The 14,619-nt window shown below is 57.6% G+C and carries 18 protein-coding genes; 17 read left to right on the forward strand and 1 reads right to left on the reverse strand.

Translation table 11 applies throughout. The features are described from left to right. The first annotated feature begins 1 nt into the window (after position 1). The 7 genes from J2Y83_RS18695 to J2Y83_RS18725 all read left to right on the forward strand — a co-directional run bounded on the left by J2Y83_RS18695 (position 2) and on the right by J2Y83_RS18725 (position 7,468). Entirely contained in the window at positions 2-1,591 is a 1,590-nt protein-coding gene (locus J2Y83_RS18695; protein WP_253397392.1) for a ParB family protein, read from the forward strand. Next, positions 1,588-2,136: a DUF2857 domain-containing protein gene (locus J2Y83_RS18700; protein WP_253397394.1), complete on the forward strand. Its 549-nt coding sequence runs from the start codon at positions 1,588-1,590 to the stop codon at positions 2,134-2,136. The genes J2Y83_RS18695 and J2Y83_RS18700 overlap by 4 nt, the downstream gene beginning before the upstream one ends. Continuing rightward, positions 2,133-3,320 (forward strand): STY4528 family pathogenicity island replication protein, encoded by a 1,188-nt coding sequence (locus J2Y83_RS18705; protein ID WP_253397396.1) that lies wholly within the window; start codon positions 2,133-2,135, stop codon positions 3,318-3,320. The genes J2Y83_RS18700 and J2Y83_RS18705 overlap by 4 nt, the downstream gene beginning before the upstream one ends. 220 nt (positions 3,321-3,540) lie before the next feature. Beyond that, positions 3,541-4,296, forward strand: a complete 756-nt coding sequence (locus J2Y83_RS18710) for a PFL_4669 family integrating conjugative element protein (RefSeq protein WP_253397399.1) — start codon at positions 3,541-3,543, stop codon at positions 4,294-4,296. Beyond that, the gene (locus J2Y83_RS18715) at positions 4,293-4,808 is read left to right on the forward strand and encodes a DUF3158 family protein (protein WP_253397401.1); all 516 of its coding nucleotides are present in this window, start codon (positions 4,293-4,295) and stop codon (positions 4,806-4,808) included. Before J2Y83_RS18710 ends, J2Y83_RS18715 begins: the two co-directional genes overlap by 4 nt. After that, the gene (locus J2Y83_RS18720) at positions 4,808-5,278 is read left to right on the forward strand and encodes a single-stranded DNA-binding protein (protein WP_253400416.1); all 471 of its coding nucleotides are present in this window, start codon (positions 4,808-4,810) and stop codon (positions 5,276-5,278) included. Before J2Y83_RS18715 ends, J2Y83_RS18720 begins: the two co-directional genes overlap by 1 nt. Positions 5,279-5,500: 222 nt before the next feature. After that, positions 5,501-7,468 (forward strand): DNA topoisomerase III, encoded by a 1,968-nt coding sequence (locus J2Y83_RS18725; RefSeq protein WP_253397403.1) that lies wholly within the window; start codon positions 5,501-5,503, stop codon positions 7,466-7,468. Positions 7,469-7,512: 44 nt separating this feature from the next. Here the strand turns inward: J2Y83_RS18725 and J2Y83_RS18730 are convergent, their stop codons facing one another. Continuing rightward, the gene (locus J2Y83_RS18730) at positions 7,513-7,770 is read right to left on the reverse strand and encodes a hypothetical protein (RefSeq protein ID WP_145338316.1); all 258 of its coding nucleotides are present in this window, start codon (positions 7,768-7,770) and stop codon (positions 7,513-7,515) included. A gap of 209 nt (positions 7,771-7,979) precedes the next feature. Here J2Y83_RS18730 and J2Y83_RS18735 point away from each other — a divergent pair, with 209 nt between their 5' ends. From J2Y83_RS18735 to J2Y83_RS18780, 10 genes are all read left to right on the forward strand, one after another. Next, entirely contained in the window at positions 7,980-8,321 is a 342-nt protein-coding gene (locus J2Y83_RS18735) for a helix-turn-helix domain-containing protein (protein WP_253397406.1), read from the forward strand. Between the two features lie 904 nt (positions 8,322-9,225). Then, positions 9,226-9,807 carry an STY4534 family ICE replication protein gene (locus J2Y83_RS18740; RefSeq protein ID WP_253397408.1) on the forward strand — a complete coding sequence of 194 codons (582 nt, stop codon included), beginning with the start codon at positions 9,226-9,228 and terminating at the stop codon, positions 9,805-9,807. 71 nt (positions 9,808-9,878) lie between these two features. After that, positions 9,879-10,136, forward strand: coding sequence for a hypothetical protein (locus J2Y83_RS18745; RefSeq protein WP_253397410.1), 258 nt, complete (start codon positions 9,879-9,881; stop codon positions 10,134-10,136). Between the two features lie 100 nt (positions 10,137-10,236). Further along, positions 10,237-10,731, forward strand: coding sequence for a RadC family protein (gene radC, locus J2Y83_RS18750; protein WP_253397412.1), 495 nt, complete (start codon positions 10,237-10,239; stop codon positions 10,729-10,731). Positions 10,732-10,783: 52 nt separating this feature from the next. Then, positions 10,784-11,530, forward strand: coding sequence for an ABC transporter substrate-binding protein (locus J2Y83_RS18755; protein WP_253397414.1), 747 nt, complete (start codon positions 10,784-10,786; stop codon positions 11,528-11,530). A gap of 106 nt (positions 11,531-11,636) precedes the next feature. Next, positions 11,637-12,179, forward strand: a complete 543-nt coding sequence (locus J2Y83_RS18760) for a PilL N-terminal domain-containing protein (protein WP_253397416.1) — start codon at positions 11,637-11,639, stop codon at positions 12,177-12,179. Then, positions 12,176-12,847, forward strand: a complete 672-nt coding sequence (locus tag J2Y83_RS18765; protein WP_253397418.1) for a chemotaxis protein — start codon at positions 12,176-12,178, stop codon at positions 12,845-12,847. Before J2Y83_RS18760 ends, J2Y83_RS18765 begins: the two co-directional genes overlap by 4 nt. A 9-nt stretch (positions 12,848-12,856) precedes the next feature. After that, positions 12,857-13,576, forward strand: coding sequence for a TIGR03759 family integrating conjugative element protein (locus tag J2Y83_RS18770; protein ID WP_253397420.1), 720 nt, complete (start codon positions 12,857-12,859; stop codon positions 13,574-13,576). Next, the gene (locus J2Y83_RS18775) at positions 13,558-14,106 is read left to right on the forward strand and encodes a lytic transglycosylase (protein WP_253397423.1); all 549 of its coding nucleotides are present in this window, start codon (positions 13,558-13,560) and stop codon (positions 14,104-14,106) included. Before J2Y83_RS18770 ends, J2Y83_RS18775 begins: the two co-directional genes overlap by 19 nt. Further along, entirely contained in the window at positions 14,103-14,618 is a 516-nt protein-coding gene (locus tag J2Y83_RS18780; RefSeq protein WP_253397425.1) for an integrating conjugative element protein, read from the forward strand. The genes J2Y83_RS18775 and J2Y83_RS18780 overlap by 4 nt, the downstream gene beginning before the upstream one ends. Position 14,619: the final 1 nt, after the last annotated feature.

The raw sequence follows: 14,619 nt of genomic DNA on the forward strand, positions 1-14,619 counted from the left end.
GATGAAGAAGCTCAGTCAGGAGGAAATCACCGACAAGCTGCACCAGGACCACTTCACTCGAGGTCCAGAACTGGAACGCCTGTCCGATCCCGTCATAGACACTCCCATGCTGGTCACTCTGGAACAGTTACGTCCCTACGAACTCAACCCACGCTTCATTCGTAACCCGCTTTATGACGATATCAAGGCATCGATCCGTGAACGCGGGCTGGATCAACCGCCACCGATTACCCGCCGCCCGGGTGAAACCTCTTTCATCATCCGCAACGGCGGTAATACGCGCTTAGCAATTCTCGGCGAGCTGTGGCAGGAAACTCGCGACGAGCGTTTCTTTCGGATTCACTGCCTGTTCCGACCTTGGAGCAATGAAACCAACACCCTACTCGGCCATCTGGCGGAAAGCGACCTGCACGGCCAACTCACGTTCATCGAAAGAGCCCTGGCAGTAGCCAAACTCAAAACCATGCTTGAGTCGGATGGCCCAGAGCTCTCACAACGGGAGCTGGCTCGACGTCTTGCCGCTGGAGGCTATCCGGTTTCGCAGTCGCATATCAGCCGGATGCTGGACACCCTCGAACACTTATTACCCGCCATTCCACAAACTCTGTATGCCGGCTTGGGTAAGCCTCAGATAGAACGTCTGATCGGTCTACGTAGTCAGGCTGAGCGAACCTGGAACCGCTATCCAACCGCCACAGTCGCGTTTGCAGAGTTCTGGCTGGAGACCATGGGCTACTTCGATAGCGATCCTGAATCCTTTGATCTTGAGCAGATCCAGGACGAATTGCTCGAACGCATGAGCCACTTGCTGGGACAGTCCTACCGTATGCTGGCCCTGGAGCTGAGCGATACCCAACGGGTCGTCTCCACGCCTGGGGCTGTCCCCACCACGCCCTCAGAAAGCAGCCATCGGCCAAGCGTGCATGAAACTGCGGCTGAGTTGCCCTCCTCCGATACTAAACCCGAATCAACTGATGCCAAGAGCAAGATAGAGCCAATTTCAGAGGAACGGCTCAACGAACCCGAAACAAAAACTTTACCTGCGGTCAGCCACGTATCACGCGTTCAACAGATTCGTGAGCAAATCGATCGCGAGATCATTGCCGAAGCGGAGTCTTCATTCGAAACCTGCACAATCGACGACCTCTGGACCATCGCACCAACGCTGGATACGCCCGAACAACTGCGTTTAAGCATTGCAGAACTGGCTCGGGAAATGGCGGCCTATGCCGGAGATGCCGAGTGCATCATTGATCAAAAGCTTGGCTTGGGCTTCGCGTTGGACATTGAGCGACTCGATCTTTCAGCGCCTCGCTCGACCGGCGTTCACCTAATGCTCCTGGCCCTGCTACGTGCTCAAGACGAGGTGAACTGGGAAGATCGCAAGCAAATACCTTCCGCACTGTTCGGGCAACTGTTGTTAGGGGTCTATCAACTCTATCTGCCAGATCGACCAGTCACGGACGTGGGGCTGGAGCGACTGCCTGACAGTCTGTTAATTAAGCTGTTTCGCCTGATACGCCTGGCCCGACGTCTAATCGACTTAACACTCATATCTGAAGACAAAAACTCACCGGAGGAGCTGAGATGAACTTGTCCTTCAATATGCTCAATCAAGCCATGCTAACCCAGGTACTGCACGAACTACGCCTGGGCAACCTGCAACGCTGCAAGGCACTTGGACTCAGTGAGGATGACATCTTCGTGCTGCAATCCTTACCACCGACCACGTTATCGCGCCTGGCCCATGCCACAGTCCCTTGGCTTGAGGTCAAGATTGACTCGCCAGTGCTGCATCGTTTGATTGAACAAGCTGAACGCGACGAACAGAACGAACGGTTGATCAACCGAGCGCTCAAACTCGGCGCCAGCAGCACCATTATGTACCAGTGTTTTGGCTTGGCGCATTCGGAAACAGCCATGCGCCGGCGTCTACTCAAGATAGAAACCCGTAAAGGCCGCCCCCAACATTTAAGCGAAGCGCAGGAGCATGTGTTGTGGCAACGTTGGTGTCAAATACGAACAGAGGACGGCACCGAGGATAAACTCGACGCCATGATGATGCTTGCAGAAGAACAGCAGATCAGCTTGACCATCGTTTGGCAGCAAATCGACCAGTACAGCAACAAAACATGAATGCTGGTCCTGCCAGTCGCTGGCAACGTGTCCTGCAGCAATGCACACAGCAGCTGCATGAGCGCTGGCCAGCACGCCCTACCACTGAACAGCCCTCCAACCAGGCTCTACAGGCTGGCTTTCTGTTTAGTGGCCAATCACACGAAGTCGTGCCACGTCGGCTGCTGTTGGATAATCGGCTGACGCCATTGGAGCGAAATGCCTGGCAGGTATTTCGACTCATGCTGCAAGGCCAGGGCGTGGTCACGCCGCGCTATGAGGATTTGCAGCCTTACCTCTCGAGCGTGCCTTACGGTGCCTCAGCCTCGCGTGAAACCATTGCTCGAGTGTTGACGATGCTCAGGCTCACTCGTTGGCTCAGTTTGGTTAGCCGCGGTCGCGATCAAGTCAGCGGGCGTCTACAAGGTTCTTTGTACGTTCTGCACGATGATCCGTTAACCCCCGCCGAAGCCATGGAACTGGATCAAGATTATCTAGAACTGGTCGGACATGCCCTCGGTCATGCGACAAAGGCCGTGCGTATTGTCGCTCAGCACATTGTGGAGGAGGTCCGACAGGACACGAATATCGATCAGGGTCGGTTACCGACGCGGCTGGACAGCTGGGCCGAACAGTGGGCGCAGCAAGGCTTGGATCAGCCACCCGGTGATGCATTCCACGATTCCGAACATGGGGAAGATCACCGCGTTCGGAATCGTGCAGGCCCTCGTTCGGATTCCGAATCAGGCTCGAATCCTAACGTTTCCAGCACCGTTCGGAATCCGAACGCTGCCTGTACTGTATTAAAAGAAAGTAAATGTACAGTACCGCGCGCGACCTCTACTGTGGATAACCTGCGCTGGCCCACTGCGCTACACCTGAGTCCCAGCGAACGTCAGGCCGTCGCGGTGGCGCTGATCAAGCTTAACCCTGCGGATCAGCAGGCTGTGCTCAACGAGGCGGGGGCACGCTGTAAGGCCGGCGGTATCCGCAAGCCAGCGGCCTATCTGATGGGCCTGATCCAGCGTGCGCTGAAAGGCGACTTTCGTCCTTGGGCAAGTCAGGTCGAACCGTCACCCGTCGCAGAGCCGCCCCCACCCGCTCCCTCGCGGCCGACTCGGGAAAAGGGCGAACCCGCATCAGCCCTCGCCCAAGCGTGTCTGAATGAGCTGCGCCAACTGCGTGGACGCGGTGGAACTCAATAGATTTGATGCCAGTGGCATCAAATCCATAGAGCTCCAGTCTACGAAAATGTCGGACCGAGCCATGGAGCTTTTAGAGGAACACAGGGACGTCCTCAACTAAACGTAGACGTTATGTATTTTCTCTTTCTCATCAAACCGAATAGACCGCGTTCAGCTTTTTGGCTGCCCTTGCCCCTCATCTGTCGCAACGTCCCGTCCAAGCCTATGCGAGGACAACACCATGGCCGATCACTATCAACTCAATCTGGGTTCATTGCGCAGCAGCATCACCTTAACCCTGCATACCCACCATGCAGCCCGCATATGGCAGGGTCGGGCCGCACGTGAAGGCGTCCACTCGATCATGGGCATGGCCGGCTACATCAGTGTCACCAACCTGATCAAACAAGCCGCGGCCCAGGACGATCCCTATGCCGATTGGGCCATCGTGCAGCTCGAAGAAAAACTGATGCAGGCAAAGGCTGGGATGGGAGAACTGACCCAACAGCTGGACCGGATCAGACAGGACTTGCCGACTCAGATCGACATGGGGGACAACCTCAACATCCACCCCGTCACTTTGCCATTGTACATTGGCAGTCAGCTGGGTTTTCTGGCGGTTTACCTGCTAACCGACTACGACACGCTGGTCCGCCATACCCTCTTGGCCCATCACACGGCTCTGATCGGCCGAAGAGACATGGAAGCCTGGATCGACGACGGTGCCCACCTGTTACGCAGCCTGTTCGGTCAGGCGCAACGTTATCGACATGCCGGCATTACACGCGATGATATGGCCGCAAATAATGCCCGCGCACTGGCGGCCGTGGAGAAGTATGGATTGCCCCCGATGGACATCCTTGAGGGTCATCGCCGTTCTCAGTTTGCGCCGCCGATCATTCGCCGTGGTGCTGTAGCAGTGGATGACGCTGACGCTTTGGCAGAGGTAGTGGACGGTCCGTCTGCGAGCGTAGATGAGTCGGAGGCTGATGCATGAATCCCATGACCCCTATTCAACCAATGTCCTTCGAAGCGTTGACACCGGATGCCTATCGGCAGCTCGAACACGCTGCCTCCCTAAAAGGCCTTTTAAAACCTTTTAAGGGTAAGGGGGAGTTGGAGCACCTGGCGCAGGTGGCGAGGGAAATCGAGGCGCAGTTATGTCGCCTGATGGAGGCTGTCGTGCAGCAATCCGGGGAGCCGCCGTACTCGCTATTGAAGATACGATTGGTGCTGCAGAAGACCAGTGCGGGCAGCACCTTTTTGCGTTGGCGCACCCGTGATTTTTCTCGCATGGGTGTGGCGGTTTGGGAACGTCAGATCTCCAACAAAGCATTGCCGCAGATCGTACGAGAGGAATTGCACCGTTTCGAATGCGCGCGTATCGCACTAAACCTTCAGATGAGTGTGGTGCATTCGCTCTACCGCCAGGCTACGACCTGCGCGATCAAAATGGCCAGCGCCGAACAACTGCTGCGCCAGTTCACACCAGCAGTGGAGATATCATGATGAGTACTTTTTTCGTCGGCGAAGGCAACATCGGCAGTGCGCCAGAGTTCCAAGAATTCGCCTCAGGCAATGACGAGCCACGGCGTTTACTGCGGCTGAATGTGTACTTCGACAACCCCGTACCACGCGAGGGCAGCTATGAAGATCGAGGCGGCTATTGGGCGCCGGTTGAGCTCTGGCACCGCGAGGCTGAACACTGGAGCACGCTGTACCAGAAAGGCATGCGCGTGCTCGTCGAAGGTCGTACGGTGCGCGATGAATGGGAGGACAGCGAAGATAACGCGCGGGTGACCTTCAAGATCGAGGCCCGTCGCGTCGGCATCCTGCCTCACCGCGTGCACAGCGTAGTCATGCGGGAACGCTCCAGTGAACCGGCGGCATCGGCGACACCCGTCGGGCAAAACACAGAGCAAGCCAGTTCACCTGCGTCGAAATCCAGAAAGCGCAGAGGGCAACCAGCGACGGACTGACAGACTTCAGGCATAAACATTGCGCCTTAGCGCGAGGTTGCTGAGCCGTTTTTACTCTCTGCTCGTGAATATGCACACTGTCGTCGGTGCGATGGGGTACAACCTCGTTCCATACCTGGCGGCCCTGACTGACTAATATGAGGATCCTTCGATTCAGGTTTCTCATATTCCTCACCTGCTGTTTCCAACAACGCTGCTCCGAACTCAATTCGGAGCAGTTCTATGCGCCTCTTCCTCTGCGAGAAACCGTCCCAAGGTCGTGACATCGCCAAGGTTCTCGGAGCCAGCCGGCGCAGCGATGGCTGCCTGATCGGACCCGAGACAACCGTCACCTGGTGTATCGGCCACCTGCTGGAGACAGCACCGCCTGAAGCTTATGGTGAACAATTCAAGAGTTGGTCGTTGGATCACCTACCGATCATTCCCCCGCAGTGGCAGGTAGAGGTCAAACCCAAGACTGCGGCACAGTTCAAAGTCATCAAGCGCCTGCTCAGTGAAGCGGCCACCGTCGTCATCGCCACCGACGCCGATCGCGAAGGTGAAATGATTGCCCGAGAATTGCTGGAGCTCTGCAAGTATCGAGGCCCTGTTCAGCGCCTCTGGCTGTCCGCACTCAACGAGGCGTCGATTCGCAGGGCACTGTCCTCGCTGAAGTCTGGTCAGGAGACCTTCCCGCTCTACCACTCCGCCCTCGCCCGTAGCCGCGCCGACTGGCTGATCGGCATGAACCTGAGTCGTTTGTTTACCCTTCTTGGTCGGCGGGCGGGCTACGACGGTGTACTGTCGGTTGGACGCGTCCAGACACCCACTTTACGTCTGGTGGTCGATCGGGATCGTGCGATTGCCAGCTTCGTCTCGGTGCCCTACTGGGAAGTGGAGGTGCACCTGTCCTCCATGGGGCAACCATTTATCGCGTCGTGGTTACCACCCAGCTTAGGACAAGATGAAGCCGGTCGTTGCCTGCAGCAGACGCTTGCCCGTCAGGCAGTCCAAACAATTATTGACGGTTGCGCCGCCACAGTTCTCTCATTGCAGACTGAGCATTTCCGCGAAGCGCCGCCCCTGCCCTTCGACCTGAGCACCCTGCAGGAGATCTGCTCGCGCAAGCTGGGACTCGGCGTTCAGGAAACCCTGAACATCGCCCAAGCCCTGTATGAAACCCACAAAGCCACCACCTACCCGCGCAGCGATTGCCGCTATTTGCCAGCGAGTATGTTCGACGAAGTACCCGCGGTATTCGATGCCCTGCTCAAAACGGATCCCGCACTGCGGCACGCACTCGGAAGCCTCGATCGATCACTGCGCTCACGGGTATGGAACGATGACAAGGTCACCGCGCACCACGGCATCATCCCCACCACCGAGTCGGCCAACCTTGCGCGGATGTCTGAACAAGAGCGCCAAGTCTACGAACTGATCCGTAGCCACTACCTCGCGCAATTTCTTCCGCACCATGAGTTTGATCGGACCCAGGTCGAACTGGAGTGTGGCCCAGAGCGATTGACCGCTGTTGGCAAACAGATCCTGGTTCAGGGCTGGAAAGGCTTGCTCTACGAGAACACCGAGGAGGATGAGCCCAATCACAAGTCCCAGGTCTTACCCGTCTTGCAACAGGGTACGCAGTGCGCAGTGGACGACGTCGAACTCAAGTCCATGCACACCGCCGCCCCCAAACCTCTCACTGAGGGCGATCTGATCAAGGCGATGAAAAATGTGGCTAAGCTGGTCAACGATCCACGCCTGAAACAGAAACTTCGGGACACCACCGGTATCGGTACCGAAGCCACGCGAGCCAGCATCATCAAGGGGTTGATTGATCGCGGTTATTTGCTGAAGAAAAAACGCGCCTTAATGGCCTCGGCGGCTGCCCATACCCTGATCGAAGCGGTACCAATAGCGGTTGCAGATCCGGGTATGACCGCGATCTGGGAACAGGCTCTGGACGAAATCGAAGCGGGACGTCTGACCCTGGATGCATTCGTCGCCAAGCAGGCAAACTGGATAGCGCAACTGGTCGCACACTGCGGATCACTGACTTTAGCCATGCCTGTCGAAGCCAGCCCGGCCTGCCCCATTTGCAACGCCTCAATGCTCAAGCGAAAGGGGAAATCAGGGCCGTTCTGGTCATGCTCCCACTACCCAGACTGCAAGGGCACTGCCCCGTTCAAAAAAGATACGCCTCGCCCATAACGCGCCATTGGAGATCAACATAAGCATTGGGGTCAATGTAATGGTCAGTGCATCATCAACGGTGACTGATCCCTCTCTAAGTCGATTAAGGGTTGTCCGATTTCACGGGCCAGGGCGATGCCTGTCGAAATCCATATCTGCCCCAGTTCGTTGAACGCTTTCAGGTGATCAGGATTTTCGTTGAGCCAATGAACAAGGCTGTCGAAGTGTTCGGGGTTATCCGGGCAATCATGGATCTTGATGAACAGCTCCAGTGTTCGATCCCAGATCTGATCCATGACGTTCTCGCTCTTCTCTTCCATGCTCAACCGTTCCTCAGCTTGGCCCTTTCAGACCGCTCATTCTCACTGACCACCTCGGACTCTGATTCCTGGAGGAATAGAAGCCACGTCGCATTACACAGCGATTTCAGCCAATATAACAACCTAATAAGTCGATACTCAACCGTTAAGGATGTTCATGTCAACGGGTCTTTGCTCAACCATTCGGGTTGAACTGGAGAACTCATCACTTGGCACATAAACATCCAACCCAAGCCCAAATCGGGCGCATGATCGCGAAGCACCGCAGCGAGCGTAATCTGACTCAGGAAGAGGTGGCTGAACGCTTGGGGATCGGCAGCGAAGCTGTATCGCGTTTAGAGCGAGGTGTGGTGGAGCTTTCCGTGGTCAAGCTGATGCAACTGGCGGATGTCTTCGACTGCCGGATGGATGAACTGCTGACGGCGTCGAGCAATCGCCCCAATGACCAGGGCCAGATGATCGCGGGTCTGCTGAACGGTCTGAAAGAAAGCGACCGTGCCTTTATCTTGGCAACCGTCGAACAATTAGTCGCTCATCTCGCCAACAAGTGAGTTCATTCACTCGCATCCGATACCGGGGTCTTTGAGGCGGCGCACTCTGCCTTGACGTCGTCCCACCCTCTCTGCTGTAGTGCCTCAGGATCATCGCCAACGGCGACCCAAGACCGATTCGCTCCGGGCAGCTCGGTCAGACTCTTAGAGTTCGGAGCCTTCTCCTCTGCGGGATTTCGTTCCCGTTTTGTGCTCGACCTGATCGTGGTGGCGGATGACCAGTGTTGCCTCTACAAGGCAACAGCGGCCATCCGCCTCGGCGATCGTATTCAGTCCCGGAGCCCCCCGGGGAAACACGGGGCACCCTTTGTGCGCGGATGCGTGCCAGCATGTTCCGACCCAGGCCACGACAAGGGTCGGTTGACGAATCAAGGCGCAGTTAAACCAAGCTTTGCGAGGAGCTTTTCGACTGCGTATGACCGTCAAAGGTGGCTTTTCTATTCCTCGCCTGGTGACCCACCAGGCCAGCTCTTCTTTTTCTCATTCCAGTGACTGCCACCGTATTCCGGCCATAAAAAATCGGGTTGCAGCGTCTTGACGCTCCCCTGTGACAGGCTTATACAAAGGGCGTGGTTCGCTGTCGTTGACAGCCCAGCCCAGGTAGCTTGAACCTTCAAGGCTACGCCACGTTCGTGGTGGTTTACCCAAGTGCGATCAGCGTTCGGAAGCTCGCGCGGTTACCGCTTCAGCGGTGATGAATGCCCACTACCCCATGCCTGCGGATCACCACCGCGGACGTTTCTCTGCTGCACCGCTATTCCCCCAGACGCATCGTTCTGCTCGTCATCGGCTTGCCGGTGGCGAGTCGTTCATCGCTCGCCTTCACCTTACCCACCCTGACGGGGGCTCACTTCCCCGTTAGGGCTTGTGCGTCGCCGTTTTCCCTTGAAGCAGGAGAACCACCATGGCCCACGCCAACCACTCCCAAGAAGCGACCACTTACTTCAATCTGCACACCGCCGGTATCGGCTACCTCAACCGTGTTCGTGAAGTCCAAGTCCGCCGCGGCCAGCCGTTCATGGCCTGCGATATCGCCGCCCTGCACGGTGCCACCGACGCGGTGGAGTACACCCGCTTCGACTGCAAAGTCGCTGGGGGTGAAGCTGAACGCTTGATTCGTCTCTATATGGACGCCGTCAAGGCCGAGAAAAAAGTCTTGCTGTCGTTCCGTATTGGCGACCTGTGGATCGATCCGTTTCTCTACGAGAAAGGCGAGAAACAAGGTCAACCAGGCGCCAGTCTGAAAGGTCGTTTGCTGTTCATCGACTGGATCAAGGTCGACGGCACATTCGAGTACAAAGCGCCCGCCAGGCAGGAAGCAACAGCACCTGCTGAGCAAGCGCCCACCAGTGAGTCATCCCCATCATCGGCTGATGCCGAAGTTGAGGAGGCCGAAAACCCAATAGAAACTCGGGTCGAACCTGAATCTCCACCCACTCCGCGCGCGGCCCGCCGTGATGCCACCCGTACCGTTCAGTCCGCCTGAATAGTCCACGATGTTCCACATCAAGGCGCTCCCTCGAGCGCCTTTTCTTCAATCCGCACAGGAGAACCGACATGGAATCCTTCTGGCTATGCGACGACTGCCTGTTCGCTGCGGCTTACGAGGACTACAGCACGTTATCGCTCTACTACACGACGGATGAAATCGAGAAACGCATCGCCGATATCCATCGTGGACTGGTTCGCTTAATGCCCATCAGTGCCGACTTCGATCCCGAAACCGGCTGGGGCATAAAAGCCTTTTCCCCATTGCCCTGCGACGGTTGTGGCTCACCCCTACACGGTCAACGTCACCGATTCACCCGGCTGTAAACAGCGCGTCATCGGCTAATGCCCGCGACTCTATTTCCACCTCGGGGACACCACTCCCCTCGGGCGTGTACCCCTGATTGTTCCCTTCGGAGGTACCACCATGAACACCCAATTCACACTGATTGAAACCTCGGATTTCGATGCTGATCGAATCAGCCAAGAAAACCAGGTGATCGACGAGGCACTGCATATTCTGGATCGTCGGCTGTTCGCCCGCGGCCCTAACCTGACGTCACCTGGCGCCGTGGCCTCATACCTAAAACTGCATCTTGTGCAACAAGAGCATGAAGTCTTCGGTGTGATTTTTCTCGATGCCCAGCACCGCGTGCTGGCATTCGAAGTCCTCTTTCACGGCAGCATTGATGGCGCCAGCGTTTACCCCCGCCAAGTCGTTAAGCGCTCTCTCGCGCATAACGCTGCAGCCGCCATTTTTGTGCACAACCACCCCTCAGGGTGTACGGAACCCAGCCAGGCGGATCGCATCTTGACCGCACGGTTGAAAGAGGCCTTGGCCTTGATCGAAGTGCGCGTACTGGATCACTTCATCGTGGGTGAAGGTCGTCCGCTCTCACTTGCCGAATACGGCTGGCTTTAACCCTCACAGGCGCCTACGGGCGCCTTGTTCATTTCCATTCTGGAGCACCCTCATGAACCTCACACACCAAGCCCCAGCACTGCTAACGGCCTCAAACCCATTTGCTCGCGGTTACGACAACTTGCATATCGAACGGCGGCTACTGATCACCTACGAAAACGACTGCCCTCCCTGCTTTCGACCTGTGCACGACTCACAGGCCCATCTGTCCGACGATGAGTTGCAGCTGTTCCCCTGCCTGTTCAATGACGATTTCGCCTTGATCAGCGAAGGCCAATCCATTCCTGAAGAGTTGGATGAACGCTGCCAGTCCACCGGACTGGTGCGCCAAGTGATCTACGCCGTGATGGGCGAGATGTTCAACGAGCAGCATCACGTCGGCGATCTGTACTCCCTGGAAGAAGCCCAAGCCATGGTCCATCGCTTGCGCTTCGAAACGGGACACTACAGTCGAGCCTGGGAGATCAGTACCGCACACCTTCCTGAAGAAGCGATGTTCTATCTGGAAGGGTGGGTCAGTCACTCCGCTCCGAGGCAAACCGGTCTTTTGTTCGAACTTTTCGCGTTGCCGGATTGCTGCGGCATCGGTTGCAAGTTGATCGGCACACCATGGACGGACGAGAACTTGCTGAACATTGAGGGCAAACGTTATTCAAGCTTGAGACAAGAGCAACTCGACGCCGGCACACCGGAAGCCCTGGTCACGGTGTTATACCTGGCGGCATTGGCGGATGTGCGATTGTTGATCTTCGACCCCGACGCCACCGTCTTGGATGGACTCGCCATTTTTGATGAGTAACAACGCGTTCTGCTTTAACACGACCCGCTTTGAATCAACTTTCTCACTGAATCGCTCCTTCACCTCATGTCAGGTTCTGCACTGAATCTGACATGAGGTTTTTTCCATGGAGCGTTTTTTCACCCCTGTCTGCCTACTGGGTTTGTTGAGCGCCTGCACCGCGCAAATCCCCACCCCATTGCCGCCCCATCCAGAAATCGGCAGCGGCTCCAATCAGGCCCCGCACTCGAGGGGTACAGCCGAAGAAAGCCATCCGGCGGAACTTCGTTATGGCCGCTACACGCTGGTCAGCACCGAGCCCACCACGGAACAACGCGATCTTCTTGCCCAAATCATTGACGTGAGCATCCCGTCCAGTCTGAGTCCTTCGGTGCAGGATGCGTTGCAGTACGTATTGCGACGCTCGGGCTATTCGCTCTGCCCCGCTACTGCGTCGGTGAAGGTGCTCTTTACTCGGCCCCTGCCCGCGGCTCATTACCGGCTCGGCCCGCTCTCTTTGCGCAACGCGCTACAAGTGCTAGCTGGGCCCGCCTGGCAACTCACGACCGATGAAGTCAGCCGTTCAGTCTGCTTCGAACAGCAGAAAACGGAGGCCGGCGTCGTGCGGGCCACACCCGTCTCGCCCCATCAGGCGGAGGCACGTCCATGAAAGCCTCGACGTTTCAAACCCTCATTATTGGATTGCTTTGCCTGGCGGCCGCCGGGCTGAGTGGTGGATTGTATAACCAGTATCAGCGCGTGGCGGAACTACAGAGCACGAACACGCAATACCGACAAACCCTGGATACCCTGCAACGTGATTCAAGCGCCCTCAAGGACGCCCAGGAGAAGCTGCAGTACGCGCTGAAAGACCTGAAACAGATGGTCGATACCGGCGAGCAACAGGCCAATACCCTCGATCCGATGTTGGATCAGTGGGCGCAAGAAATACAGGAACTGCGCGACGGTCTGGCAGCCCGCGCCACCGTGGCAGACCTGACAGCGCTACGCGCACGCATTGAGCACGTCGAGCAGCAGCTCCTGGGGCTCAAAACTCTGTCATCAACTCCACCACCGACGTCTTCCGCGACCAAGCTGAAAAAGACCATTCGCCCCAAGCCCACCCCGCTCTCGCCACCGTTCTCGGTGTTGAGTGTCGAGTCCCGTGGTGGTGAGCGTTTTCTGGCGGTCGCACCTCATGACAGTCGCTCTCTCACGGATGTCCGGCTGCTACATAGCGGTGAGCAACTGGGGGCCTGGCACCTAAAAGTACTGGAGCCGAACTCAGCCGTCTTCGCGGTGGCCACTCAGCCAGACCAGGCCGTGCAAGTCCCTTGAGAAGCGATCATGAACAAAGCGTCACTACTCCCCGTCGCCTGCCTGGTTTCGCTACTGACCACAGGTGCTGCGATGGGTAACCCCGTCACGACACAGTCACGGCTCCAGGACACACAATCCGCTCCGCTGGGACGCTCTGACTCTGCACAGGCGGCGAGCTGGGGTCTGACGGAGCAGGAGTGGACGCGCTTCGAACAGATCCAAGCCGGCCCACGCGGTTTCTGGAGCCCGAACCTTGATCCGTTGACCACACTCGGGGTTGAGGCCGAGACCGACCAAGAGCGCCAGCGCTATGCCGAATTACAGGTAGCGCTGGAAGCCAAACGCGCCGAACGCGAGTTGGCCTACCAAAGCGCTTACACCACAGCCTGGGTCAAGCTGTTTCCCGGGCTGCTGCCGATCCAGGGCATGGCATCCTCGTCCCCTGCCAGCTCATCGGTCGTGCCGCGCCAGGTCCTGTTTGTGGAGGACCAATGCCCAGCGTGCATCGCCGAAGCACAGCGTTTGCAAAGCAGCAACACGGAATTCGATATCTACCTGGTGGGCAGCCAAGGCGAGGATAAACGCGTCCGTAGCTGGGCTCGGCAAGCAGACATCGATCCGGCCAAGGTTCAACGCCGACAGATCACCCTGAACCATGACCGTGGTCGCTGGTTCAGCTTGGGTGCCCCGGGGCCATTGCCTGCCACATTTCAACAGGTGAGTGGACAATGGCAACGCCTCGACTGAGTGGTATTGCGCTGATGTTGGCGATGCTCGCCGTCCAGGCTGACGAACTTCCGCCGCCTGCCTACCAACTGGCGGCGCATGACGCCGACATCCCGTCTACGGTGCTGTTCGCGATTACCTTGCAGGAGAGTGGTATCCATGTCCGTGGTCGACTGCTGCCCTGGCCTTGGACCCTGAACATCGCCGGAACACCCTACCGCTTCACCACTCGCCAGGCCGCCTGTCACGCCTTACTTCAGGCGCTCACTCAGTATGACGCCAAGCAGGTCGACGCCGGACTTGGGCAAACTAACCTGGGCTACCACGGACAACATTTTTCCAGCCCCTGCGAGGCCCTCGACCCCTACCGAAATCTCGCCGTGACCGCCGCGCTGCTGCAGGAGCATCACACCGCCACCGGTGACTGGGTGTCAGCTGCCGGACGCTATCACCGCCCGGCAGGAGGAACGCCGGCGGCGCGTTACCGCGCCGGATTTTCCCGGCAACTCGAACGACTACTGGTCTCCTTCGAACAGGGCACACCACCATGAAGCGAACATCCCTTACCTGTTATTTCTTCCTGCTCGTGACACCTTTCGCCCAGCCGGGACTGACCGTAGCTGGGGATCAGCCTAGCGACTTCACCCGGCCCCATTTTCAAGTTTCCAGGCCGCCAATAAACAACAAGACTCAGCCTGATCGGGCCATGCATGCGGACCTGTCCACGTTTGCCGATGAAGCCTGGATACTGCCCATCCGCAGCTCTCACTTGAGCCCCGGCCAAATCACGTCCCGCTCCCTGAACATGCCGGGGTTGCGGCCATTTTTCCTGGTCGGCGACGATCTCCAGTCGCTGGCTTGGCTGCGTCAACGCGCGGCAGAGCTGCAGGAAATGGGCGCGGCGGGGCTCGCCGTCGAAGTGGCCAATACTGAAGCCCTGGCCCGGATTCGAGCAGCCGCTCCCGGCATCACCATCCTGCCGGTCAACGGCAACGACATCGCCACCCGCCTGCAGATTGAGCACTATCCCGTTTTGATCACTGCCACCTCACTGGAACAGTGAG

Source organism: Pseudomonas marginalis, assembly GCF_024169655.1.
GTDB lineage: Bacteria > Pseudomonadota > Gammaproteobacteria > Pseudomonadales > Pseudomonadaceae > Aquipseudomonas > Aquipseudomonas paraveronii.